General features: G+C 45.1%; 17 protein-coding genes. All 17 read left to right on the top strand.

The genetic code is table 11. The annotated features are described in order from the left end of the window. The first annotated feature begins 5 nt into the window (after window positions 1-5). The 17 genes from EKN16_RS27685 to EKN16_RS27765 all read left to right on the top strand — a co-directional run bounded on the left by EKN16_RS27685 (window position 6) and on the right by EKN16_RS27765 (window position 25,046). On the top strand, window positions 6-1,061 hold the full coding sequence (locus EKN16_RS27685) for a Gfo/Idh/MocA family protein (protein ID WP_125664290.1): 1,056 nt from the start codon (window positions 6-8) through the stop codon (window positions 1,059-1,061). Beyond that, complete coding sequence (locus EKN16_RS27690; RefSeq protein WP_125664292.1) at window positions 1,058-1,924, top strand: sugar phosphate isomerase/epimerase family protein; 867 nt, start codon at window positions 1,058-1,060, stop codon at window positions 1,922-1,924. Before EKN16_RS27685 ends, EKN16_RS27690 begins: the two co-directional genes overlap by 4 nt. Window positions 1,925-2,118: 194 nt before the next feature. After that, window positions 2,119-4,815, top strand: a complete 2,697-nt coding sequence (locus EKN16_RS27695) for a discoidin domain-containing protein (protein WP_125664294.1) — start codon at window positions 2,119-2,121, stop codon at window positions 4,813-4,815. Window positions 4,816-4,957: 142 nt separating this feature from the next. Beyond that, window positions 4,958-5,773 (top strand): IclR family transcriptional regulator, encoded by an 816-nt coding sequence (locus EKN16_RS27700; RefSeq protein WP_232016052.1) that lies wholly within the window; start codon window positions 4,958-4,960, stop codon window positions 5,771-5,773. A 377-nt stretch (window positions 5,774-6,150) separates the two neighbouring features. Continuing rightward, complete coding sequence (locus EKN16_RS27705) at window positions 6,151-8,511, top strand: DUF4838 domain-containing protein (protein ID WP_164523015.1); 2,361 nt, start codon at window positions 6,151-6,153, stop codon at window positions 8,509-8,511. Window positions 8,512-8,571: 60 nt separating this feature from the next. Beyond that, entirely contained in the window at window positions 8,572-13,923 is a 5,352-nt protein-coding gene (locus EKN16_RS27710; RefSeq protein ID WP_125664298.1) for a DUF4838 domain-containing protein, read from the top strand. A 305-nt stretch (window positions 13,924-14,228) separates the two neighbouring features. Continuing rightward, a complete protein-coding gene (locus EKN16_RS27715; RefSeq protein WP_125664300.1) occupies window positions 14,229-15,704 on the top strand; it encodes an extracellular solute-binding protein in 1,476 nt (491 codons plus the stop codon). Between the two features lie 85 nt (window positions 15,705-15,789). Further along, on the top strand, window positions 15,790-16,728 hold the full coding sequence (locus EKN16_RS27720) for a carbohydrate ABC transporter permease (RefSeq protein WP_125664302.1): 939 nt from the start codon (window positions 15,790-15,792) through the stop codon (window positions 16,726-16,728). A 29-nt stretch (window positions 16,729-16,757) separates the two neighbouring features. Further along, window positions 16,758-17,597, top strand: a complete 840-nt coding sequence (locus EKN16_RS27725) for a carbohydrate ABC transporter permease (RefSeq protein WP_232016053.1) — start codon at window positions 16,758-16,760, stop codon at window positions 17,595-17,597. A 28-nt stretch (window positions 17,598-17,625) separates the two neighbouring features. Further along, window positions 17,626-18,384, top strand: a complete 759-nt coding sequence (locus EKN16_RS27730) for an SDR family NAD(P)-dependent oxidoreductase (protein WP_125664304.1) — start codon at window positions 17,626-17,628, stop codon at window positions 18,382-18,384. Beyond that, the gene (locus EKN16_RS27735; protein WP_125664306.1) at window positions 18,381-19,160 is read left to right on the top strand and encodes a creatininase family protein; all 780 of its coding nucleotides are present in this window, start codon (window positions 18,381-18,383) and stop codon (window positions 19,158-19,160) included. The genes EKN16_RS27730 and EKN16_RS27735 overlap by 4 nt, the downstream gene beginning before the upstream one ends. Next, entirely contained in the window at window positions 19,160-20,275 is a 1,116-nt protein-coding gene (locus EKN16_RS27740; protein ID WP_125664308.1) for a hypothetical protein, read from the top strand. The genes EKN16_RS27735 and EKN16_RS27740 overlap by 1 nt, the downstream gene beginning before the upstream one ends. 29 nt (window positions 20,276-20,304) lie before the next feature. Then, window positions 20,305-20,697: a RidA family protein gene (locus EKN16_RS27745; RefSeq protein WP_125664310.1), complete on the top strand. Its 393-nt coding sequence runs from the start codon at window positions 20,305-20,307 to the stop codon at window positions 20,695-20,697. A 30-nt stretch (window positions 20,698-20,727) separates the two neighbouring features. Continuing rightward, on the top strand, window positions 20,728-21,573 hold the full coding sequence (locus EKN16_RS27750) for an SMP-30/gluconolactonase/LRE family protein (RefSeq protein ID WP_125664312.1): 846 nt from the start codon (window positions 20,728-20,730) through the stop codon (window positions 21,571-21,573). A gap of 42 nt (window positions 21,574-21,615) precedes the next feature. Further along, entirely contained in the window at window positions 21,616-23,076 is a 1,461-nt protein-coding gene (locus tag EKN16_RS27755) for a M81 family metallopeptidase (protein WP_125666743.1), read from the top strand. Between the two features lie 16 nt (window positions 23,077-23,092). Beyond that, window positions 23,093-24,220, top strand: coding sequence for a mandelate racemase/muconate lactonizing enzyme family protein (locus EKN16_RS27760; protein ID WP_164523016.1), 1,128 nt, complete (start codon window positions 23,093-23,095; stop codon window positions 24,218-24,220). 43 nt (window positions 24,221-24,263) lie between these two features. After that, entirely contained in the window at window positions 24,264-25,046 is a 783-nt protein-coding gene (locus EKN16_RS27765; RefSeq protein WP_125664316.1) for an SDR family NAD(P)-dependent oxidoreductase, read from the top strand. Window positions 25,047-25,054 lie beyond the last annotated feature (8 nt).

Genomic DNA, 25,054 nt, shown 5'->3' on the forward strand with positions numbered 1-25,054 from the left:
AGGCTATGACCATTCAAGTAGGTATAATCGGCTGTGGGCTGATGGGTTCTCTGCACGCCCGCACGCTGCATGCGCTGCCGGGCGTCAAAGTCGCTGCTGTTCACAACCGGACGCGTTCTAAAGCCGAGGCGCTGGCGGCGGAGGTAGGGGCTACCGTATACGATTCGTATGAATCGTTGCTGGAACAAGATTTGGATGCGGTATGGGTGGCGACCCCGGATCATCTGCACGTGGAAGTTTCCAAGGCGGTTCTGGAGTCGGGTAAACATTTGTTTCTAGAGAAGGCGATCGCCACTTCAACGGCTGACGCGGTCGAGATCGTTGAGGCCGGGGTGAAACATCCACATTTGAAGGCGATGGTTGGTTATCCGCTTCGTTTCTCACCTGTGTACAGAGCGATGAAGCAAGCCGTTTCGAGCGGCAGTGCTGGCAAGCCGATTCAAGCCTGGTCGATGCGCACCCATTATCTCGATCCGAATCAGAAGGTATATGATAAATACCGTGATCATTATTACGATACGCCGAGCTGGTATTTCGATGATGAGACCGCGAAAGGGCCGATTTTCTCTCACGGCTCACACGATTATGATCTGCTGATGTGGATGTGCGGCGAGATCGAATCGGTATTTGCTTACGGGGGGACATATCTGCTTCCGCCGGGAAGCGTGGCGGACGCATTTACCGTATCGCTTCGTTTCGCGAACGGAGGGATCGGACAGGTCAGCACGCCATGGGTGACCCGCGTCGAATACGACATGACGGGAGTGGCGACAGAGAACCTGACCGTCATCAATAACAACGGGCAATTATTGGAGAAGGACGACGACGGACCCGGGCGGACAACAACCTTTGCGGATAATGACATGTGGGTTCGCCTGAACTCGCACTTTATCGAGTGCATACGTGACAATAAACAGCCCCTTATCTCGCTTGCGGATGGACTGCGTGTAGTTGCCGTTTCCGAAGCAGCTTACCGCTCGCTCAAGGAACGTAGGGAAGTGCACGTTGACTACTCTGCCTTGGGGAGCGTGACGCGAGCAGGATTCAAGGTGCAGCCATGAAGCAGAAAGTCAAACTGGCGTGCATGACCTGGATATATAACCAGTATCCATTCGAGCAGTCGTTGGAAAGCATCGCCCGTGCCGGTTACCGATACGTATCGTTCGGCTTGCCTCATGAGGGCAAGCCGGCGTTCGACGACAGGGCGACAGGAGAAGCGGCGCGGATCATCCGCTTGCTGGAGCGATATGGACTGGAACCGGTGACGCTTGTCAGCACAGACGTCTTGGCTCCGGACCGTCCGATTGAGCTAGCGCGGCAGCGAATGGCGTTCGCGCAAGCGATAGGCGTACAGGAATTGCTTTCACTCGGTACGACGAGTTACCGGAATTTTCCCACTGAGCCGCTAACTGACGAGGAGATGATGCCGATAAACGATGATTTTGCGGCGAAATTTCGCGAAGTGGGCGAGGAAGCGGGCAAACACGGACTCATCGTCACGATCAAGCCTCATACGGGCAACACGGCTTCGGCGAACGTAATTGCCGATACGCTGCGAACCATCGGTTCTCAGCATGTGAAGGCTTCATACGATCCTGGCAACGTGCGTTTCTACGAGGGCATCGAGCCTTCCGCCGACTTACCATTAATTGCGGCGCAGACCGTTTCGTTCATCGCGAAGGATCATCGAGGTGCGCGCGCGGAGGCAGGCTTTCCTCTTCCGGGAGAAGGGGACGCCAACTTCCCAGCCATGTTCGCGACACTTCGTGAAGCGGGTTTCGCCGGTCCGGTCGTCGTGGAGCGACTTGACGGCGCTGACGGAAGCTTCGGAGCTGGTATACCGATCAGCGTACTGGATGAAAGGGTGGCAAAGGCGCGGGTCAATCTAGCGCGGATGCTGAAAGAAGCCGGGTTCGATACCTGAGCATAAGATAGATTGATATAAACCAACGAACAATGGAGCCGTTGGCAAGCAGGCCAAATCACCCGTCAGGGTGATTTTTTTTACGTCTTGGAGCATGACGTTCTAGAATGGTTGGAATCAGAATATCGTTTAATAATTTCATATGTATGAATTTATTAGACATATGAGAAAAATATATTAAAGGGGTGTTAACAATGAATTTGGAAAAGGTAGTGGTAACAATAAAACGGTTTATATTTTTATCGATTGCGCTTTTTACAGTCTTATCAGGGGGTTCATATGCCAGCGCTACCGGTACCGGAACATTCGAGGTAGGAGGTTTTTGGCAGCCGCCCATCTATGTTGGAGCAGATTACAACACCAATACGAATTGGGCAAATATAGCTGCTGCTAATATTGATGTCATGACAGGAGTCAGGATGTGGGCGGGTACAATGAATAAGGCTGCTAATGAAACCGGTATTGCCAACAGTTATGCCAACAATGTAAAACTTCAGGTCTCTGATGATGATATAACAGGTAAACTTGTATATACTGCAGCTGATATCGCTGCCTTGCAAACGGCTTTGACCCCGTATAAAAACGATTCGCGTGTGACAGGTATTCATATCGTGGACGAACCGACGGCGTTTCAGATGGAAGGCTTCGCCAATGCTTATAAACAGGCTAAGGTATTTGCTCCTAACATGGATTACTATGTCAACATGCTGCCTAACGTAACAGATGAAAGAGTACAGGCACCCTATGGTAAATTATTTCTATCCAATTCGGGGGCTCAAGGCAGCGGCTCCACCATAACATCGACTCATAGCTTGGGACAGACGATTATGATACCGGCAGGCACTCAATATCTAGATGGAGTTGACCTGTATATTGATGCAACCCAATGGTCCTCGAGTGAAATGCTGATCCTTAGACTTTGGGATAGTCCGGCCAAATCTCTTCTCTTGAGTGAAGCGCTCGCTCTCGGGACTGGTAATAACAAGGACCCGGATTATTATCACTACTTTCAACTAAGCAAAGCAGTAACGCCGCTATCCACGTATTACCTGGAGCTGGTCCATACAGGGGGAGGCGATAATTCGATTGGGGGTATCTCACGTTCGAGTACGAATGTCTATACGGGCGGCGCTGCATATGAGAATGGCGTTAGCCAATCCTACGATTTCTTTTTTAGGCTGTATACGACTCGCGATAATCAAGGCTCGAATTATGAGAATTATTTAGACGACTGGATTCAATACAGCGGGGCGAATTATATCCTTTATGATAGTTATAATTTTCTGTATGGTTCATCTGATAATCCAAGTTACTTTCAGAATGCAGAGTTGGTTCGCAGCCGGGGACTTTTTCATGATGTACTTTACGGTGGATTTCTGCAAAGCCTAGATGGAGATACGAGAACCGTCACAATGGACATGATGAGATGGAATGTGTATACCCTATTAACCTACGGGGCCAAGAAATTGAATTGGTATACCTATTGGCGCCCAGATCCTAGCGTGAGTTTCAATGGAACTGCTGTCGATGATAATGGGACACTTCTTCCTCGTTATACACAAATTCAGACACTTAACTCAGAGATGCGCAAGCTAGGAGGAACACTGAAGGATTTAACCTCCTTGCGTGTCTATCATACCGGAACGACTATTCCTATGGGAACAAAGTCGCTCCCTCCTAATTTTTTTGTCAAACCAGCCGATCTCACGCAACCGGTGATGATTGGTTATTTTAAGAACACCAGCGGCCGTAAATACGTCATGCTAACCAATCGGGACTATACAGCGAGTAAAACAGTAAGCTTTAATTTCAGCCCGAATCCGGCATCCATAACGGAAATATCCAAAACAACCGGCTTGGAAGTTAGTGCATCTGGATACAATTCTACAACAGGAATCTTAAATATAACGCTCAGTCCAGGTGAAGGGCGATTGTTTGCTATGCCGAGTGGGTTCTCACCGAATCTTAACTTAGCAGCCGAAGCAACGGTAACTGCTTCAAGCTCTTTAGAAAGCTCAAATACAGGTTGGGGTAAGCAGCTGGTTAATGATGATCAACGCAATACAGTTGCGGGTGCTCTAGGATGGCAAAGCAATAGCAATGTTGCTGCTAATCACACCGAATCTATTACAGTTGATCTGGGCAATGCGACAACAGTTGGCGAGGTCGACTTATTTCAGCGTAACGATGCAGGAAATGTCGGCACTGGTTTTCCAATTGATTTTACAATCAAAGTCGCAACAAGCTCTTCAGGCCCCTGGACGACAGTTGTTACAAAAACAGGCTATCCATTAACCGGGAATGTCAGTCAATGGTTCGCATTTACACCTTTAACAGCAAGATATGTGAAGTTTGAAGCAACGAATCTAAGAGTTAATGCTGGTGAGTATCGCTTGCAATTATCCGAGTTTGAGGTCTACGCAGCTTCTAATTATGCTAAAGGATCATTAGTAACTTCCACTAGTTCTGTAGAAAATTCCAATTGGGGTGTAGCTAAAGCAGCCGATTTGACGCGGAATTCGGTATCTGGATTGATGGGCTGGTCCAGCAATAGCAATACGGGTACCAATCATACAGAAGCGATTTCGTTCGATATGCAGCAGACAAGAACGATTAGCGAGGTCGATCTTTATCCGGTAAACAATAACGGGAATGTGGGTTCTGGTTTTCCAATCGATTTCACGGTGCAAGTGGCGGCCAATTCTGGAGGTCCCTGGACGACGGTTGTTACTCGATCGGGATATGTGTTGCCGCCTGGTTTAGTACAGAGCTTCACATTTGCTGCACAGACTGCCAGGTATGTCAAAGTGGAGGGAACAAGCCTGAGACAAATTACAACTGAGTCTGGCCTGCCCTATCGCATGCAGTTTGCCGAGGTTGAGATTCACTAGTATTTGCAAGTGTCGCGGAGAAGAGGTATTATCCTATACCTTTTCTCTGTAATGCTTTGAATTCAATAATCGTTGGACAATTGTAATGGAATTGGATAAAATGAGAGGGAATTCATAAGTGTGAATTCAATTCGGTAAAAGGGTGATTAAATTGGAAAAAATTTCTCCAAAAGTTAAATCTGCCGATCGTGTTCTTGATATTTTTGAGCTTTTTACTGGTGGAACAGACACATATAATTTAACGGAAATATCCAAGAATCTCAAAATGCCTCCGAGCAGTACCTACGGCATTTTACAGAACATGCTTAATCGAGGATATTTGGAGGTCGACAAGTCAGGAAAGCAATTCAGAATTGGGTATAAGCTATTTATGATCCAAAACAGGTATACGCAGGGCACAAGCCTGAGTGATGAATTTTATCAGATTGCCGAGAAAATAGTTGATGATCTCAATGAATCGGTTAGCTTATCGGTTCGGAAAGACAGCCAGCTTCATTACATCGGAGAGAAAGTGAGCTCGCAAGCTCTGCGCTATGCACCCAATCAGGGAGATACGCTTCCGCTGCACGCTACTGCCTCCGGAAAAATATTGCTGGCTAATCTGACGATTGAGGAGCTGCGTGTACTGTATCCGACGAATCAATTGGATCAAGTCACAGATAAAACAATAAGCAATTTCGCCGATTTGTTAATCGAGCTAGAGACAGTAAAAAGAACGGGGATCGGCTACAATATCGGCGAAACTGTAAACGGTGTGCATTGTTTAGCGAGTGGGGTGTACGATCAGAATAATGAGGTCGTAGCGTCAATCAGTATCTCGATGCCAACAGTGCGGATTACTGAGGATACGTGGGCTAAGGCTCATTACTGGATTGAACGTGCCAGCTTTGAACTTAGTCGAAAGGTTTACAATAACGTCGATCGAACTCATGCTAATGAAATAGATACTCCTGTTTGAGAGGCTTACGCGTAGATACAAATTGTTCGAATAGAATGATTATCTAATTTGGGACGACGTGAATTCAGGTTGTCCCAAATTAGATTATAAAAGGTTTATTTTTGTGTGGCTATAACCTCCAATATATTTGCGAAATGATCGATTACTTATATTCCCCCTGCGTTCATCCTCTCAAAACCCTTGTGCTGCTCGTTTTTGACTCTTCCGATTTAAAACTCCCTTCAATAAAATTCAAATATAAGAATTTAATTCACAAATAAGAAAAAAGTGTTGACACTCAAATTGCAGTCACTTACAATACAACTAAATCCATAATCTATATCATCGTATATGTAAGCGCTTTTTTATCTTGTAAGTATGAAATGAGGTTATCTATCATGACAACTGAAGCGATCAAAATTAGCGAAGGAGGAGAAATCACAGCAATAATAGTATTGGCTCCTGATGCAAATGCTCAAATTTGTCACGCAGCATCGATACTTGAGAAATATTTACAGCTGTCTACAAGTGGGCAAATGCTCCGATTTATTACAACAGATCCAGATATACCCCATGACAAAAACCGTATTTATATTGGTGTTCTTGATCCGGAAATCGAATTAAATGCAGAAAGTGCTCTCAATGGATTGGGAGATGACGGCTTTGTTATTTATCCGCAAGGAAACAGTATTAGCATCATTGGAAATACGTCTTGGGGTACGGAATACGGAGTACTCGAGTTTCTGGAGCGCTATGTTGGCGTTTGTTGGTTAATGCCAGGGCCTGATGGGGAGGATGTTCCGCGTCATACCGATATTTCAATTCCAGTTGTCATAGTACGGGATGCACCCCAATCTATCTCCAGACATTTCTTCGGCACGGATAAACTGGCTACGAGCACGGAATGGGCCAGACGAAACAGAATGCATGACATGATTCAGTTCCATCACAATATGTCCGTTTTATTTGACACTGAATTTCACGCGGATCATGCGGAGTATTATCCGGATGGAGTTTTGCCGGATCATCCTGATAACTGGCAGCCAAGTATGAACGACACAACGGCGAATGCTGCAATTCAGCGTATCATTACTTATTTTGAAAGGAATCCAGACGAATTATCTTATTCTCTGGGCATTAATGACAGCCAGAATTACTGTGAAGCCAATCCTGCTCATCCCTTGTATACGGGCAAATTAAATTCAATCGGATATTTGGATATGTCAGATGTCTATTATCCATGGATTAACAAAATTGTTGCGGGAGTCACCGAGAAATTTCCTGATAAATATTTCGGGCTGCTGGCCTATTGGAATGTTTATGACCCGCCGACAAATGTAAAGCTTCATCCTCGAATCGTACCTTACATTACAGATGATAGAATGACTTGGATAGATCCCGTTAAGCGGCTAGAAGGGCATGACCATACGGAACGATGGAAGAAAGCGGCGGATCATCTTGCGTTCTATGAATATCTATACGGCACTCCCTATTGTGTCCCGCGAGTTTATATCCATAGAATGGCTGAGAACTACAAATATGCAAGGAATACGAACGTCATTGCACATGTTGCCGAACTGTTTCCCAATTTTGGAGAGGGACCAAAGCCATGGATTTCAGCGAAGCTTCAGTGGAATCCCTTTCTGAATATCGAAGATTTACTAAGCCAATGGTATATTCGAACGGTTGGAATAAAAGCGGCCTCATACTTGCGTGAATATTTTGAATATTGGGAATATTTCTGGGAAACGCGTATTTTCAAGACGAAATGGTACCGTAAATGGGCAGATTCCCCCATACATTTTAATTTTCTTGATTTGTTTGATTCCAGTTATTTGCAAGCAGTGACAGACGATGATATGGCAAAGAGCCGCAGGTTGATGGAGAAGGTCGTCTTACATGCAGAAACAGACGCTCAGAAGAAACGAGCTCATCTGCTTATGAGCACCTTTGAATACTATGAAGATTCTGTGCTGAGCTATATGAGAACTAATAGCATTCTCTGCCCGACAAACAATCAGGAAGTGGCCGAGCTGCTATTCGATAGTAGTCGCACAGTATCAATAGCAAAGAGGAGGCTGCAGGGATTAAAGGTTCCGCAGGTCGATCCGATACTCGTATCACCCAGTGATCTATTTTCCTTCGATGGTGTTTGGATATGGCGAGGCACGGAAAGAGCTTTATCTCCCTGCCTAGCACAATGGCTTAAGCATACGTCTGATCCTGAGGAGTTCATTCAGCAGCTTAAACTGTACGGGAATGGTGAGGAACAAACGGATTTACGAGATTATGCGCGGTTTATGTTAGCGGAGTTAGATCAGGGTGAGAATCTACTGCATAACCATTCGATTTGCACTAGACCTGCCAAGAATTCACCGAATGAAACAATCCAATGGGATTGGTCAGAAAATGCATTAACGAAAATCCGCACCGGTATATGCAGGTTACAAGAAGTTCACTTGGAACCGGGCTGTTACGGGGTAGTAATCAGACTGAATGTTACGGATGAGATGGCATTAGACGCGACAATCAATTGGTATTTTCAGATTGCCAATGGTCAAGGTGAGATTGTCGATTCTATCATTACAGGCAGAATACCATTAATAACAGGCAAAGGTGACGAAATCACTTTAGAAGCGATGTTTGAAGTTGTGAATGAACCTTGCAAGGTTCCATTGGTATTTCAAGTTTACGAGATTAAACCGGATGAACGACTGGACTTGGAGATCTCTCATTTTGCGCTGTATAGGCTGAATTAGGTCTAGGCTAACCGTTTATTGTATGCATTCATCATTCATAACCAAAGGGGGCTTCATGAAATGATAACGAGCAGAAAGGCTCGAATATCTATTCTATTAATTATCTGCCTACTATCATTCAGCTTCAGTTCATTATGCGGCGCAGCGTCTGTTGCCGGCGTGAACACTGTCGAATTATCGGATTCCAAAGCTTCTGATTCCAAAGCTTCTGGTTCTGTATCTGACATAAGGGGGAATTGGGCAGAGCGTACTCTTCTTGAATGGCTGGATCGCGGTTGGATTTCCGGTTATTTGAATGGGAAATTCGAACCGAATCGAATTGTAACCAGAGGTGAAGGCTTTGCGCTGATCAATCGCTCCTTCGGTTTTACCGAGAAGGCCGAATTACAGTTCTCCGATCTTTCTGCAACGGATTGGGAATATGACGAGGTAGCTAAAGCGGTAAAAGCCGGATACATAAAGGGATATGGGAACAATTCGATAGGTAGTAAAAATCATGTGAACAGACAAGAAGCAGCATTGATGATCGCCAGACTGCTTCATATGGATGAGACTTTGGCGGATTCCTCAATCTCATTTACGGATCATGCAAAGATTGCTTCATGGAGCAAGTCTGCCATTCAATCGCTTGTTGCCAAAGGAATCGTCAAAGGGTACCTGGATGGCAGCTTTAAACCGGAGGCGTCAATCACTCGAGCCGAAATGGTAGTCATGCTGGATCGCGCCTTGAAGGTGTCAGCTGGCGTACAGCAAACGACGACCTATGATAAGGCAGGTGTCTATGGAACTGCTGAGAAGCTAACAACAATTAACGGTAATGTTGTGGTGAACAAACCAGGAATTACATTGAGAAATTTTAATATTCAGGGTGATTTGATTTTGGCGGAAGGCATCGGTGAAGGGGACGTATCACTGATCAATGTTTCAGTCAAAGGAGAAACAAGCATACAGGGAGGAGGAGTTAACAGTATTCATGTTGTGGATTGTACGTTGGTCCATGTATCTGTTAATAAATCAGCAAGCCCTGTGCGTATTGTGGTAGAAGGTACGACAAGCGTTGAAGATATTGCCATCTTATCCTCTGCTTTGCTTGAAGAGCTCAATCTTACGGGGAAGGGATTTCAGAATGTACAGGTGAGCGACAAGCTTCCTCCTCATTCGAGTATCTCGTTAACCGGACAATTTGATGAGGTTTCGATTTCCGCAAAGGATATAGATGTACATGTACAGACAGGATCTCGTATTATTCGATTGATTCTAAATGCAGTTGTCAAAGTATATGGTCAAGGTGTGATTCAATCTGCAACAATCAGTGAAGCGGCAAAGGGATCAACTTTTGAGCGTCAGCCTGAAAGTCAGACAGGCGGTATGACGGGGGTTACGGGTACGAACATCGTAAACTCACCTAACTCGTTAACGATTGTAGATTCAGGTGCAGCAGCTGCAACGATTCTGGTGAGCGAGACTGCCGACAAGCAAACCTTGGAAGCAGCTGATCTATTAGTCAATTATATTAAGAAATCGACAAGTGCAGAGCTCAAAATTTACACCATTGGGGATGTTGGGATACCCAGCGGAGGTACTCATATCTATGTCGGGGCAATTGCTCCAGGCAGCGAGTCTAGCGTAAATAGCCAGCTGCTGAATCTGGGCGCAGACGGCTTTGTAATCTATCCCCAGCTAAGCAATAATTCGATCTCTATTAAAGGGCCAAGCTCTTGGGGAACGGAATTCGGTGTAATTGAGTTTCTTGAGCGGTATGTAGGCGTACGCTGGCTGCTCCCTGGGCCAGATGGTGAAGATGTGCCGCAGGCATCGAAACTTGTCATACCTCTTAGTAGTGTCCGGGATCAGCCCTCATTTATTTCTAGAAAATTTTTCGGAACGGAAAGCCCTGCAACGAATGTTGAGTGGACAAAGCTCAATCGTATGCATGATACCATTCGTTTCCATCATAATTTGAATGTATTGTTTAATCCCGCTGAAAACAGCGATCACCCTGAATACTATCCAGGCGGTGTAGTTCCCGCTACAATTCACGGTTGGCAGCCTTGTATGAATGATACAACTGCTGCAGCTGCAATTGTAAAAATCAATGCCTATTTCGCGGCCCATCCGGGTGAGATATCTTATTCACTAGGCATTAATGATAACAGTAATTTCTGCGAGGCGAACCCTTCGGATCCTCATTATCCGAATCCGCCTGCATTGAATTCACTTGGCTATCTGGACATGTCGAATGTTTATTATGCATGGGTCAATAAGATCGTGGAAGGTGTTCTGAAACAATATCCGGACAAGTATTTCGGATTACTGGCTTACTGGAATGTTTACGATCCGCCGACTGATCCCGATCTTAAACTGAACCCAAGAGTTATTCCTTATATTACGGATGATCGGCTTTCCTGGAATGATGAAGCAAAGGCAGAAGAAGGGCACCGGCTCACGGAGGACTGGTCGAAGAAGGCTACCGGCCTGGCTTTTTACGAGTATCTATATGGCTTTCCATATGGCGTTCCGCGTTTCTATCCGAATGTCATGGCTAAGAATTATCAATATTCATTAGCTAACAACGTCGTTGCGCATGTTGCAGAATTATTTCCGAACTTCGGTGAGGGGCCCAAGCCTTGGTTGTCCGCAAAGCTTCAGTGGAATCCAAACCAGGATGTGGACGCGCTGTTGAATGACTGGTATGTGAGAGCAGTCGGCCAGGAAGCAGCACCTTACTTGAAGGAGTACTACGATCACTGGGAACAATTCTGGTCAGAGCGGATTTTCAAATCTGAATGGTACTTGAACTGGGCCAACTCACCGAACCGCAACAATTTCATGAATCTCTATGACTACATTTATCTGGCTGAAGTAACGGACGAGGATTTGTCCTTGAGCCGTAACTTAATGGAGCAAGTGGTTAAACATGCAGGAACAAAAGCTCAAATTACCCGTGCAGAGAAGCTGCTTGATACATTCGAATATTATGAGGCCTCGTCGCTTGGTTATATGCGCAAAGCTAAGATAGAGGCACCCACTTCATTACAGGCTGCACTGAATATGCTGACTGAATTAAGCACTGCGATGGAGATGGCAGATAAGCAGACGGCTTTGAATCTAGCTTCGAAAACAGATCCTATTCTTTATTTGACTAGCAATCCAATTAAAGGAACCTTCGGATGGAATGGAACCCAACCGGGCTTGTTCTCCTCGTTGTTGTTATGGCTGGAGACAGCACCATCAAATGAAGTAGATGCCTTTAAGGTGAGTCTCAATTCTATCGCACAAGAGGGCCAAGGACCCTATGTGAAGGAATATGCCTTGCTGTTATTAGCGGTACTCAATGATGCTCCAAATCTGGTTAAGAATCCATCTTTTGAAATCGGGAAAGCGGGCGATCCGAACGAAGCAAGGAACTGGAGCCATTGGCAGAATGAAGCAGAGGGCTCATTCATCAGAACTTCAGAATTAAGCCATTCTGGCAGCCAAAGTATTGAAGTCAACAGTGTAGCTGCAGTTGGAGGACTTGCCCAGAATATCCCCATTACACAACCTGGCAAGTATGGAGCGCTTCTGCGTTTTTATGTGCCAGAGGATTCCGTGACCAAAGGGACCATTCAGTGGTATATCAACTTACGTGACAAAAACAACAATATTATAGATAGTGTGATTACGAATTATATGCCGACCTATGCAAACAAGGGTAAATGGGTGACGATGGAGGCCATCTTCAATGCTCCTGCATCCACTGTGACTGCTGAGTATGGTCCTCCGATATGGGGCTTGAAGTCCGGAGATAAACTCTATATGGATGACATGGCTTTGTATTTGTTGGACAGTTCAGTGATCAAACCCATACAGGTAACTTCTGTAGAAGCAGAGCTAGGTGCTATTAAAGTTGGATTTGATTCGCCGTTAATGTCCGAACCTATGCTGGCGGATTTTAAAGTTACGCAAATGCAGAAAAGTATGATCGAAGGGAAGGCTGTTCTATCCTCGGTTAAGGATATTACGCCGAGTGCTATTTCATGGGATGAATTAACCCAAACGGCAAGGCTGACCATCCCCGTACCTGTCTCGGCCTATTTGGAGCAAAGCATTATTTATAGTGTTTCCTATCAGAATCGTACGGCATTACTCTCTAATGCAGTAGAGCTGGAATCTGCAGCTCATTTAACCAATCTGCTGCAGAATCCATCTTTCGAAATAGCTGATGGGACATGGTGGTTGTGGAAGGAAGGGACAAACGGTAATTTAAGCCGAAGCAATACTGTAAAGAGAACGGGTGATTACAGTCTTAAGCTTGAAGGGGTTGCCAGCGTAGGCGGACCGATTCAGACGGTAACCGTTGCTCCTGGTTTATATGAAGCAGTAGCCTACTATTATACGCCTGCTGGTTCCACGACCGGAGCAACGATTCAGTGGGGACTTAACCTGCGGGATCAGAACAATGCAATTGTCAGCAGCGTGGTGACAGCGAAGGAGGGAGTAGCTGCAAGCAAGGGAAGCTGGAAAATGATGGAGACTATATTTGAAGTAACAGCGCCGGTGAATCAGGTGCAGCTTATTTTCCCGACATGGGATTTACAGTTGGGAGAGACGGTGTATCTGGATGACATTGCTCTATATCGGCTGGATGCTCCAGCGTCTAAAGTTGCATCCGTGCAAGCCGGGCAGGGAGCGCTTGAAGTTGTGTTTAATCAAGCGCCAGCAACAGTGCCAGAGCTGACGAGCTTTAAGGTCGAGCAGCAATCAGGCAGCGCTGGGCTGGTGGAAGTGACTCCAACCGCAGTGGCATGGGATGAGAATACGCTAACGGCAACCTTGACGATTCCGAGGCCCTATGCTGCTTCAGTGGAGAAAAGTATCGTATATCGAGTCTCCTATGAAGGTGGAGCCTATATTGAAGCAGCTCCGTATGTTGTAGAAGCTGCAACGAATCTATCAAATCTGGTGCTGAATCCCTCCTTTGAAAATGGTGATGCACCATGGTGGCTCTGGAAGGAAGGGGCAAACGGAACAATAAGCCGCAGCGGCACTGTTACGAGAACGGGCGACTTTAGTCTGGAACTTGATGGAGTTTCCCTCGTGGGCGGACCGATTCAAACGGTAGCTGTCGAGCCAGGTGTATATGAAGCGGTATTCTACTATTATACGCCTGCAGGTTCGACCACCGGAGCTGCGATTCAGTGGGGCCACAACTTGCGGGATCAGAACGGTGCAATTGTCAGCAGCGTGGTGACTGAGAAAGAATCTGTAGCCACTAGCAACGGCAGTTGGAAGAGGATGGAGCTTGAGTTTGAAGTAACTGCGCCGGTTACCCAGGTGCAGCTTAGTTTCCCGACATGGGATTTGCTAGCTGGAGAGAAATTATATCTGGATGATGTCGCATTATATAAGTTGTCGGTACCAGCGGAATAGCTCAGGCAGGGTTCTGTACAGAGGGTGATTATGAATCATCCTCTATACAGACATTGGACAGATCAAAGAATCAAACAATGGATGTAACATAAGTCTCGTCATATCTTATTTTTTCACTAATGTAAAACTATTTCACAAATACAAAATAGTTATTGACATCAATCAATCTAAGAGGTAATATCAATTTGACAATACGTGAAAACAATTCATATCCGTGAATTAATAATTAATATGCGGGTTGCTACAAAGCAATTGTGAATTGTATAGCGGACAGATCAAACATATTAATTTCGGGGGGCGTCTAAATGAAAGTGTCTATGAACAAAGCCTTAGGCATGTTAGTAAGTGTGGCTATGATGTTTACAATCGTAATCGGTTGTAGCAGCAGCAAGGAGACTGGAGAACAAACAACTAAGCCATCCAATAGTGACTCTCCGTCCACCTCGACAAGTAAAGATGCCGATGTATATCCTGAGAATGGATTGTCCAAAACCGAAAAGGTAACCATCAGATTCGGTTACTGGGAAAACGGATATGGTCGTGAATGGGTGGATCATGCAATTGCAAAATTCACAGAAAAATATCCGAATGTAAAATTTGATGTCACTTATTCTCCTAAGATTATGGATCTGATCAGTACAAAAATTGCTGCTAAAGATGATAATGACATGTTTGACATTATTTCACCAGCATTTAATACAAAAGATGAGAAGGTTCAAGTCATTAAAGCAGGATTGTTTGAAGAGATGACAGATTTATGGAATCGTGTGCTGCCTGATTCGAATGGTAAGACTTTCCGCAATCTTGTTAATGAAGGGACATTTGAGTTCGCGGAACAATATGATGGGAAGTTTTACGAACTTCCGATGGGCGGATCTACAGTGGGCCTATTCTATGACAAAGCGCTGTTTGAGAAAAATGGATGGAATCAAAATCCTAAAACTTGGGAAGAATTTCTTCAATTAATGGCAGATATTAAGGCTAAAGGAATTATCCCAATTACATATCCTGGTGTACATCCTACGTATCTATCATTCGCATTTGGAATCAAACAGTTTGAGATTGCAGAGAAAAACGGTAATTTAGAAGAGTTTACTAAAAGATTCCGGAAGAGCGAAGAGCCGATTTATACTTCAGTAGAAAATAAGGAAATTTGGAAGCGTATTTATGAGATGGGTAAACTAGGTTACTTCCCTCCTGGAGTAGCTGCACTGAATCATACACAATCCCAAATGCAGTTGCTGCAGCACAAGGCAGCACTTGGAGCAACAGGGGATTGGGTACAGAATGAGATGAAAGATTCCATTCCAGATGGTTTCAAGTGGGGCTTCATGGCAATTCCGTTCAGCAGCACAGCGGGAGATACGATATGGATTGAGAATTACATTGGAGCCGGCGGCATTATGATCTGGAAAAATAAAAGTGACCTGATTAAGAATTGGGCCAAAGAATTCAATTTGTTTCTATTGAGTAATGATATCCAGGCCTATAATAATAAGTTTGCCGGGATTTATCCAATTCGTAAGGACTTCCTTGACAATCCGGACAATATTAAAGAATTGCAAGATGCACCGAGAGCGATTATGGAATTCTCCAAGAACAACAAGGTGAAATTAGGTTTGACGATGAAAGAAGTTCTTATTACCGGCCCTATTGCTGCCCAAGCCGATAAGATGGCGACAGAAATGATCAATGAAGTAACATCTGGCAAGAAGGATCCTATGCCAATATTGGAAGCGGCGGAGAAGTTAGTAGAGAAGGCCATTAAAGAAAAGAAATAATAACCACAACCATAATCGAGAGGGAAGGAATCAGGATATTCCTTCCCTCTCGTATTAATGGAACAATCTGAAAGGAGATTTGACAATGGCATCGCCTGAAACAACAAGCAGAGCACATAAAGGGTCTTTGATGAAGAAGAGTGATATGCAGAAGCGATTGTTTGTCCTATTCGCAGTTTGGCCCTGTTTTATTGGATATCTGCTATTTAATCTATATCCGAATATCGTTTCCGTTTACTACTCGTTGTTGGAATGGAATGGAATTTCTGAGGCGAAGTTTGTTGGCCTTTTTAATTTCGTGTCTATGTTTAAGGATGAATATATGTGGCGTGCTCTATATCATAATTTGATATTAATTGTTACCATCCCTGTTTTAACGGTTTATATTTCACTTATTTTGGCGTATCTGCTCATAAATAAAGGTTATTTTGAAGTTAAAATATACAGGATTCTATTCTTTATTCCAAATATATTAGCCGCTATCGTTATCGCATTGCTATGGTCTTTCATATATGACGGAAGCTATGGCATGTTGAACGGAATACTAAAAGTGATCGGCATCGATATGAAAGAATATTATTGGCTGGGTGATGAAAGAACAGCACTTTGGGCTTTGCTGCCGCCATTAATTTGGAGCGGGGTGGGATTATATGTCGTTATTTTCATGAATGCCATGAAGAGTATTCCTCCTTCTTTATATGAAGCAGCGGTACTAGAGGGAGCAAACCATACGACGAGACTATTCAAAATTACCATCCCATTGCTCACTCCTATTATTAGGGTTGGTATTTTGTTCTTATCGCTTGGTGTGTTTAAAGGATTCGAGTTTATGCTGATTTTAACCAATGGCGGTCCGTCTGGATCGACTGAAGTTATTGGACTTTATATGTTTAGTATGGCTTTCGGCAGCACGTCGCATAATTATGGCTATGCTTCAGCCATTGGAATGTTTCTATTCGTTATTCTTATTGTCGTGAAATTAGTTACCGACAGAATCGGATCAAAGGATAGCCTCGAATATTAATTATTGCGATATTGAAAGTAGGGGACAGATTGAAAGTAAATGAACGAACGATAGGTGACTATTTGTGGAGAATAATTCTGTTCATCTGGGCAATGTCCATTGTTGTACCTTTGCTGTGGGTGTTATATGAATCTTTAAAGACTAACCAGGAGTTTTTTGCTAATGTGTGGGCCCTTCCGCAGAAGTGGGCCTGGGTCAATTACAAAAAAGCATGGGTTTCATATGAGCTTGGTTCGACGATGTTGAATACTTTATACTACGTTGGCGTCAGCCTGATTGTAGGGACATTCCTTACGACAATTAATGCCTATGCTCTCGTCCGATTAGAGTTTCGGGGACGGAAGATGATATGGTCAATCATTATGCTTTCTTTGTTCTTGCCCGGCATTAACGCATTGATTCCTCAATATATACTTATGCGAGACCTGCATCTGCTTAATAGTTTGACGGGACTTGTTTTATTGGATAGCTTGGGCGAGAGCGTGTTTTTTCTGATGCTGCTCGGAGGATTCATGCAGTCACTGCCTAAAGAACTAGAGGAAAGTGCGTTTATGGATGGTGCTTCGCTATTTCAAACCTTCATGCGTATTATTGTTCCATTGTCCACTCCAGGCATCGTCACAGTTGCTATATTCAAATTTCTAGGTTTATACAATAATTTTCTAGGTCCATTTATATATTTAAGCGATGAAAAGAAGCACACAATTGGGGTGAAAATGTATCACGCAAACCAGATTATGCAATATAAATCGGATCTGGTGACGTTATTCGCCGGGGTCACAATTGCTATGCTGCCAACCCTTATTCTCTATATTGTATTCCAGAAGAAAATAGCTGAAGGAGCAACATTGGGAGCGGTGAAAGGGTAGCAATTTTCAATACAGGAGGCGATACGACATGAGTTCATTGCAATTGCAAGACAAGGTGATTCTTATAACAGGAGCTTTAGGTGTAGCTGGCCAAGCGGCCATTCAACTGTTCTTGGACAAAGGCGCGACAATCGCTGCAATAGACATTAAGGAAATCGAGAGCTTTCCTGAAATATATAGCCTGACTGAGAGGTATGGAACAGATCGTTTCACTTATATGGAAGCCGATTGTACGAATGAAGACCAAATAAGGGATGTTACCAAACAAATCCACAGTCAATTTGGCCGATTAAATGGCTATTATCACAACGCTTATTACCAACCTTCAAGATCTATAGCGGAAATGTCTTTGCATGAATGGGAACATTCATTAAGGGGAACGTTGACCAGCGGATTTCTCATTTGTAAATATGCTGCACCGTACATGATTGCCTCCGGAGGGGGATCAATCGTGAATACTTCTTCCATAATGAGCTCCAGACCCAGGGTGAACAACGCGGCATATGGTTCAGCCAAAGCCGGTCTTGAGCAGCTGACGCGTATTATTGCGCTGGAATATTCCGCATATGGGATTCGAGCGAATGCCATTGTCCCGGGTGATTTTAAATCCACGCAGCAGTTAGCAGATTTGGGTCGTGAGCATATCGATGGAATGAAAATAGAGTCGTTGGTCGGTAGAAGCGGGCATCCGAATGAAATTAATGAGGTAGCCGCGTTCTTATTATCCGATTTATCTTCCTATGTAACAGGATCAATCTATCCGGTCAATGGAGGGCTTTGGATATGAGAGAGTGGATGCTGCATGAATTGACACGTGAGGATATCACGAATAAGGCCCGAAGCGGTTATGCCGTAGTTGTTCCGCTTGCTGCCACTGAACAGCATGGTCCTCACTTGCCGGTATATACCGATAGCTTGATCTGTGAGCATATAACGACAGAAGCGATAAGTAAAGCGGCAGACCAGGTACCCATCTTAATGGCACCAGTGTTGACGATTGGTTGTTCCCAGCATCATCTGTCATTCGGGGGAACATTATCCTTCACTTCATCGACGTACTTACAGGTGCTCAAGGATATAGGTGAAAGCCTTATAACAGATGGTTTTACAAAGATCATCTTCCTCAATGCGCATGGAGGGAATGAGCCGATTATGATCCAAACAGCCAATGATCTTGCGGTTCGCCATCCGATATGGGTAGCTTCCGCTTCCTATTGGCACTTGGCTTCTGCGGCTTTGAAGGAGATGGGCGCAGCGGAAATTGGAATGGTGCCTGGGCATGCCGGTGGATTTGAAACTGCGGCGGTCTTGGCACTGGCGCCTGAGCAAGTTCGCCAGGATAGGATTCAGACGACGCATACGGAAAGGGAATGGATTACCAAAGGCAGGCCCGGAACCTTCATCGGCAAGCATCGGGAGTTAACCGGGGTGGACGGATATACGGATGCTCCTTACAAAGCAACAGCTGAAGCGGGGAGAAAGTATTTGTCCTGCATCGTAGATTGTGTTGCGGAATGGCTGATAACGACCGTGCAAGCGATGGAGAAAGGAAGTGTAGAATAATGGCGGTAAACCCTCTTAGTCCGGGACAGAATTCGAAACGAGTTGCTGTTATTGTCACGGAATACACTTTCAATTCTCATGCGGACGTCATACTTGGCCGGCTGTTGGGTGATTTCGAATATACACCGCGAATTGAAGTTGCTGCCATTTATACGGATCAGGTTCCGGAGAATGACATGAGCAGGGAGCGTGCCGCCTCTCGCGGAGTGCCCATATATTTAACCATTGAAGAAACATTGACATCGGCACATGCTGACGGTGGCTTGGACGGTATCATCATCATTGGTGAGCATGGGGATTATCCAGAGGATCAATACGGCCGAAAATGGTATCCGCGTCGTCGCTTTTTTGAAGAAGTTCTACGTGTATTAGACAACTTGAATGAGACAACGATACCGATTTTCTCAGACAAACACTTAGCCTATAACATTGACGATACAGTGTGGATGTATAACGAGCTTCTGAAGCGAGATCATCCGTTTATGGGGGGGTCTTCCATTCCGCATGCTCCACATGTTCCCGCTCTTGATCCAACAGATATAGCAGATGCCTCGGAATGGTTAGTTGTCAGCTTCTCTTCCCAGACTGAAAAGTATGGATTTCACGCTTTGGAGGTACTTCAATCGCTGGCCGAGAGAAGGCAGGGAAGCAATCTTGGTGTCCAATCCATTCTAGCCCTGCAAGGGAATGAAGTTTGGGAAGCGATGGCCCGGAACGAGTGGCCGGAAGATCTGATGATGAGCGCGCAGGCTCTGTTTAATAAAGCGGATTCAACACATCCGAAGCATTCGAGTGAAAAAACGGTATTGTTTATCGTTAATTATGTGAATGGTACCCGTGGGTATGTCATACAACAAAATAATTGGATTGACCGTTGGGGATTTTCTATCCGCAGTAACTCAGGCGACATTCATTCAGCAATATGTCTTAGCGATTTGGAACGCCCATTCGGACATTTCGAAACATTAACGAGGATGATTGAGGATTTTATCAATACAAGGGTGGAACCATTTCCCAAGAAACGGACATTCCTGACGAGCGGCATGATTAATTATGCGATGGAATCTTTATATGAAAGAAAACGTATGGAAACCGCTGAATTGATATTTAAATAGATTAACAATTGGATGGAGGCAACTCTTTTATGAATGATGACACTACAATATCACGGCTTGCTCCCAAGCCCTTCTCCAGCTCGTTCCAGACGGACTCCTGCCTCTATATTTCCGGGCAGGGTGGACTTGATCCCTTAACTGGTGATGTCGTGGGTTCCGATATTGAATCTCAGACTGTTTCGACGATGGAGCATATACGCAGAATACTAATCGAAGCCGGGTTATCCTTGAAGGATGTCGTTAAAGTTAATGTATATTTGACGGACCGAAGCCTATATAACGAGTTTAATGAGGTATACGCCCGTTTCTTCGAAGCGCCTTACCCTGCGAGAACGACGATCTATTGCGACCTGAATTACGATTTATTAGTTGAAATTGATGCAATTGCGGTGGATGCATTGAAGAAGAATACACGGTCTTGAATGACCACAAATGCTATGGGAGGAATCGTTATGGAAAACTATCAAGCTCGAACGTTTACTGCCCCTTTCTTATTTACCGAAGGAATCGAAGGCCCAGCCTGTGATCGGGCCGGAAATATATATGCTGTTAATTATTCAACTCAGGGAACAATCGGAATTGTATCCCCGCAGGGACAAGGAAGCGTATTTGTTGAATTACCGGGAGGAAGCATTGGCAATGGAATCCGGTTTAGCAGCCGGGGGGAGATGTTCATAGCCGATTATACAAACCATAATATTCTGAAGGTTGATATGCATACGTTGAAGTGTTCTGTTCACGCACACGAGCCCTTAATGAATCAACCCAATGATATCGCAATTACAAGCGATGATATTATATTTGCCAGTGATCCCGATTGGGGCAGCGGAACGGGCAACCTTTGGAGAATAAATCTGGATGGAACAACGCAATTATTAGATTCGAATATGGGTACTACGAACGGAATCGAAGTGAGTCCGGATGAAGAGGTGCTCTACGTAAATGAGTCCGTTCAGCGTAGAATCTGGGCTTACACATTGGATAAGGACAAGAACATTCATAATAAGCGGTTGTTCATTGAATTCCCGGATTATTCATTGGATGGGATGCGTTGTGATATGGCAGGCAACTTATATGTAACCCGTCATGGCAAAGGTGTTGTCGCGAAGCTGTCTCCGTCGGGAGACATACTTGAGGAGATTTCACTTGAGGGCATGCAATGTACCAATCTTACCTTTGGAGGTCCTGAAGGCAAGCATTGTTACGTTACTGTAGCTGATCAGGGCAACATTCAAATGTTTCTCGTGGATACACCGGGAAGATGCTGGGGAATGCGGCAAAAAAACGAAATACGCTAAATAAGAATGATTCATGTGAAGGAGTTACATAAAGTGAGTGAAATGAAAACGGTGATTGCGGTTGCTGGCATATTTCATGAGACCAATACCTTTGCACCCGGCCAGACGGGAGAGGAAGCGTTCCGCGAGGAATGGGTTTGTGATCTTGACCAATTCGTTAATGACTATAGAGATACGCAAACAACCATGGGAGGTCTGATTGACGCAGCCGATAAATGCGGGGTAAGACTGAGCTCAGGTTTATATACGGCTGCACTGCCAAGTGGAATGGTTAGGGCTTCTGTGGCTGATTTACTGTTGGACGCTATTATTGAATCTCTTGATGATCATGCGCACGGATTAGTGTTAATTATGCACGGGGCGATGGTATCCGAGAATTATGAAGACTTCGAAGGGGAGTGCCTGAGAAGGATTCGTGAGCATCTTGGACGTGAGATCCCGATTGTATTAACCTTAGATCTCCATGCGAATATCTCTCATCAAATGGTCGATTTCTCTGATCTGATTATAGCCTATAAAACCTATCCGCATATCGATATGTATGAACGCGGCGTCGAGGCTTTGGAGTTCATTATTCGTATGCAGAACAAGGAAGTTCATCCTGTTCAAGCTTATGCTCATACAGGAATGCTTCTCGTACCGCAGGGGATGGTAACCTCTGAGGGCAGCATGAAAGAGTTGATGGAACAAGCTTTCAGCATGGAACAGATGGATAAAGTTCTTAATGTAACGGTTGCCGGAGGATTCCCCTACAGCGATATTAAAGATGCGGGGATGTCATTTGTCGTAACGACGGACAATGACCAAGCGCTTGCGGATAAATGCTCCCAACAACTATTGATGATGGCAGCCGAACGGCGGGAAACCTTTCAGGTTAGCTATTATTCACCGCAGGAAGCGATAGAGCAAGCGCTGCATGCAGTCGAAGGCCCAGTTATCCTCGTTGAGGGATCTGATAACGTAGGAGGAGGGGCACCTGCGGATGCGACCCATTTATTGAAGCATCTGGTTGGGATAACGGTACCCACCTTGATCGTTATCCGGGATATAGAGGCTGTTAAGGCAGCGGCTTATGTCGGTATCGGTGCTACATTCTCTCATTCTATCGGCGGGAAGAGTGATCGTCTTCATGGAGCTCCTGTATATATAGAAGGAAAAGTGCGTCATCTGTTTGATGGAGCCTATCATTACGTGGGGCCCTTTCGGAAAGGACAGTTGGCTGATATGGGAATGACAGCCGTGATCGAAGCCGGTCTGCTTACAGTTGTGCTGACAGAGAAGCGAACGGCGCCATGGGATTTAGGCCACATCCGTTATGCGGGATTATGGCCTGCGGATTACAAAATAATCGTCGTTAAATCGGCAGTCGCCTGGCAGACCGCATTCGGATTGTTCGCCAAAGAGGTCATTAACGTGGATACACCGGGCTGCTGCAGCGCCAATTTACAGCATTTTCATTATGATCATGCAAGGGGGCTTATTGCTCCCCATTCACTTGAGTAACAGGGAGTGCGGAGTGATGCAAGAATGCATTCGCAGTGTTAGGGCTCGAAATGTTGAAATCCCCTTAGAGGTGCCATTATGGATCGGCGGAAGTAAAATAGTCAAACGCGATTATTGTTTTGTTGAAGTGTCTACGACGATGGACCGTAAAGGCTATGCAATCGGATTTGCCAGAGGGGCAGATCTATCCTCAATTATTGTAGAACAGATTGCACCTCAAATCATGAAATATCCGATTGATTGTACCGAGAAGATATGGGAAGCCATGTACGATAACGGGCGGTTAAATGGCAGGCAGGGCATGATCATGCGGGCAATAAGTCTGATCGATATCGCTCTGTGGGATCTGAAAGCGAAGAAGGCCGGTCTTCCACTGCATACCTTGCTGGGCGGTTACCGTGAATCAATCCCTTTACTTATGTCTGGTGGATATTATGCGAATGACAAGGACCTGGGCAAGCTTCAGGAAGAATATAGGGGCTATGCGGAACAAGGGTTCAAGCACCTCAAGCTAATGGTTGGCGGAGCAACGATGGAAGAGGATATGCAGCGGTTTATCACTTTGCGCAAGTGCCTTCCGGAATCCATCTCTCTAGGCGTTGATGCTAATGGTGCTTGGAAGGATGTTAAAGCCGTTAAACGCTGGATCGAAAAAGCCGGGAAAGAGACAAGTGGCCTATCGTTTGTTGAAGAGCCGCTCCCCCCGGAACAAATGGAACAAATGTCGTGGCTTTGTAATCAGGTGGACGTTCCAATCGCCGTCGGTGAGTTTCTGGCAGGAAGATGGACATTTAAACAATATATAAGCAACGGTTGTATGGATATTGTCCGTGCGGATGCAACGCTCTGCGGAGGAATTACGGAGTGGAAGCGAATCGCTGCACTAGCTGCTGCAAGCAATCTTTCACTGCTTCCCCATTATTTCGGATCGATCCATATTCATTTAGGCCTTGCATTGCCAGGCTGCAAGATGATAGAGGCTGTATCTACGGAAGGAAGAAACAGCAATTATCATCTGATTGTGGGAACAAGTTATATGCAACGAGACGGTATGGCGTATCCGACTAACTCCCCGGGGCTGGGCCTGACCATCGACCCCATCCTGTTAGACATGTATACAAGTAAGATCTTGACGACCGAATAAGGGGATATTGTCATTTCTATTAATCTATAAAGGGGTACTTCATATGGGGAATCTTGACGGAAGAGTTTGCTTAGTAACTGGCGCGGGTGGAGGTATTGGGAGAAGCATAAGCCTTAAGCTAGCTTCTCAAGGGGCCAACCTTGTTCTAACCGATATTAATGAGGAGCAGTTGAATGATACGGTTCAGCAATGCTGCGAGCTAGGGGTATCTGCTTCTGGATACCGCATTGACCTGACGGATTCAACGGCTTTGGAATATGTAGTCGAGCAAACAAAATCACAATTTCAAAAAATAGACGTGCTTGCGAACGTGGCAGGGATCATGGAAACGCGTTCGTTCTTGGAAATCAAAGCGGATGAATGGAATAGGATGTTTGCCATTAATGTGACGACCACCTTTCAGCTCATTCAATTGGTAGCCAAAGAGATGATTGAGCAGGGGAATGGCGGCAGCATTATTAATTTGTCATCCACTGCAGGGCGGCTGCATCGACCTATGGCAGCACATTATGCCGCGTCCAAAGCAGCGGTCATTAGTTTGACACGTTCAGCGGCTGTTGCGCTGGCTCCGTCTAACATAAGGGTCAATGCTTTATGTCCAGGAATCATCGACACACCTATGATCCAGCAGGTCCGCGAATCCCGTTCTGAGCTATTGGACATCTCACAGGACGATATTCAGAAGCATTGGGAACGTATTATTCCAATGGGCAGATTAGCTTCACCGGATGAGGTGGCCGATTTGGCTGCTTTTCTGGCAAGTGATGCAGCGCGTTATATTACGGGGGAAGCGATTGGAATCAATGGAGGTACAGACGCTTCTTAAATCGCGTA

It is taken from the genome of Paenibacillus baekrokdamisoli (assembly GCF_003945345.1).
GTDB lineage: Bacteria > Bacillota > Bacilli > Paenibacillales > Paenibacillaceae > Paenibacillus_Z > Paenibacillus_Z baekrokdamisoli.

What these genes read in the sequence shown, in the direction of transcription:
- EKN16_RS27745 (WP_125664310.1), top strand. Translation starts at nt 20,305, where the DNA reads ATGAATGATGACACTACAATATCACGGCTTGCTCCCAAGCCCTTCTCC.
- EKN16_RS27710 (WP_125664298.1), top strand. Translation starts at nt 8,572, where the DNA reads ATGATAACGAGCAGAAAGGCTCGAATATCTATTCTATTAATTATCTGC.
- EKN16_RS27730 (WP_125664304.1), top strand. Translation starts at nt 17,626, where the DNA reads ATGAGTTCATTGCAATTGCAAGACAAGGTGATTCTTATAACAGGAGCT.
- EKN16_RS27715 (WP_125664300.1), top strand. Translation starts at nt 14,229, where the DNA reads ATGAAAGTGTCTATGAACAAAGCCTTAGGCATGTTAGTAAGTGTGGCT.
- EKN16_RS27760 (WP_164523016.1), top strand. Translation starts at nt 23,093, where the DNA reads ATGCAAGAATGCATTCGCAGTGTTAGGGCTCGAAATGTTGAAATCCCC.
- EKN16_RS27685 (WP_125664290.1), top strand. Translation starts at nt 6, where the DNA reads ATGACCATTCAAGTAGGTATAATCGGCTGTGGGCTGATGGGTTCTCTG.
- EKN16_RS27740 (WP_125664308.1), top strand. Translation starts at nt 19,160, where the DNA reads ATGGCGGTAAACCCTCTTAGTCCGGGACAGAATTCGAAACGAGTTGCT.
- EKN16_RS27695 (WP_125664294.1), top strand. Translation starts at nt 2,119, where the DNA reads ATGAATTTGGAAAAGGTAGTGGTAACAATAAAACGGTTTATATTTTTA.
- EKN16_RS27765 (WP_125664316.1), top strand. Translation starts at nt 24,264, where the DNA reads ATGGGGAATCTTGACGGAAGAGTTTGCTTAGTAACTGGCGCGGGTGGA.
- EKN16_RS27755 (WP_125666743.1), top strand. Translation starts at nt 21,616, where the DNA reads ATGAAAACGGTGATTGCGGTTGCTGGCATATTTCATGAGACCAATACC.
- EKN16_RS27705 (WP_164523015.1), top strand. Translation starts at nt 6,151, where the DNA reads ATGACAACTGAAGCGATCAAAATTAGCGAAGGAGGAGAAATCACAGCA.
- EKN16_RS27735 (WP_125664306.1), top strand. Translation starts at nt 18,381, where the DNA reads ATGAGAGAGTGGATGCTGCATGAATTGACACGTGAGGATATCACGAAT.
- EKN16_RS27720 (WP_125664302.1), top strand. Translation starts at nt 15,790, where the DNA reads ATGGCATCGCCTGAAACAACAAGCAGAGCACATAAAGGGTCTTTGATG.
- EKN16_RS27750 (WP_125664312.1), top strand. Translation starts at nt 20,728, where the DNA reads ATGGAAAACTATCAAGCTCGAACGTTTACTGCCCCTTTCTTATTTACC.
- EKN16_RS27690 (WP_125664292.1), top strand. Translation starts at nt 1,058, where the DNA reads ATGAAGCAGAAAGTCAAACTGGCGTGCATGACCTGGATATATAACCAG.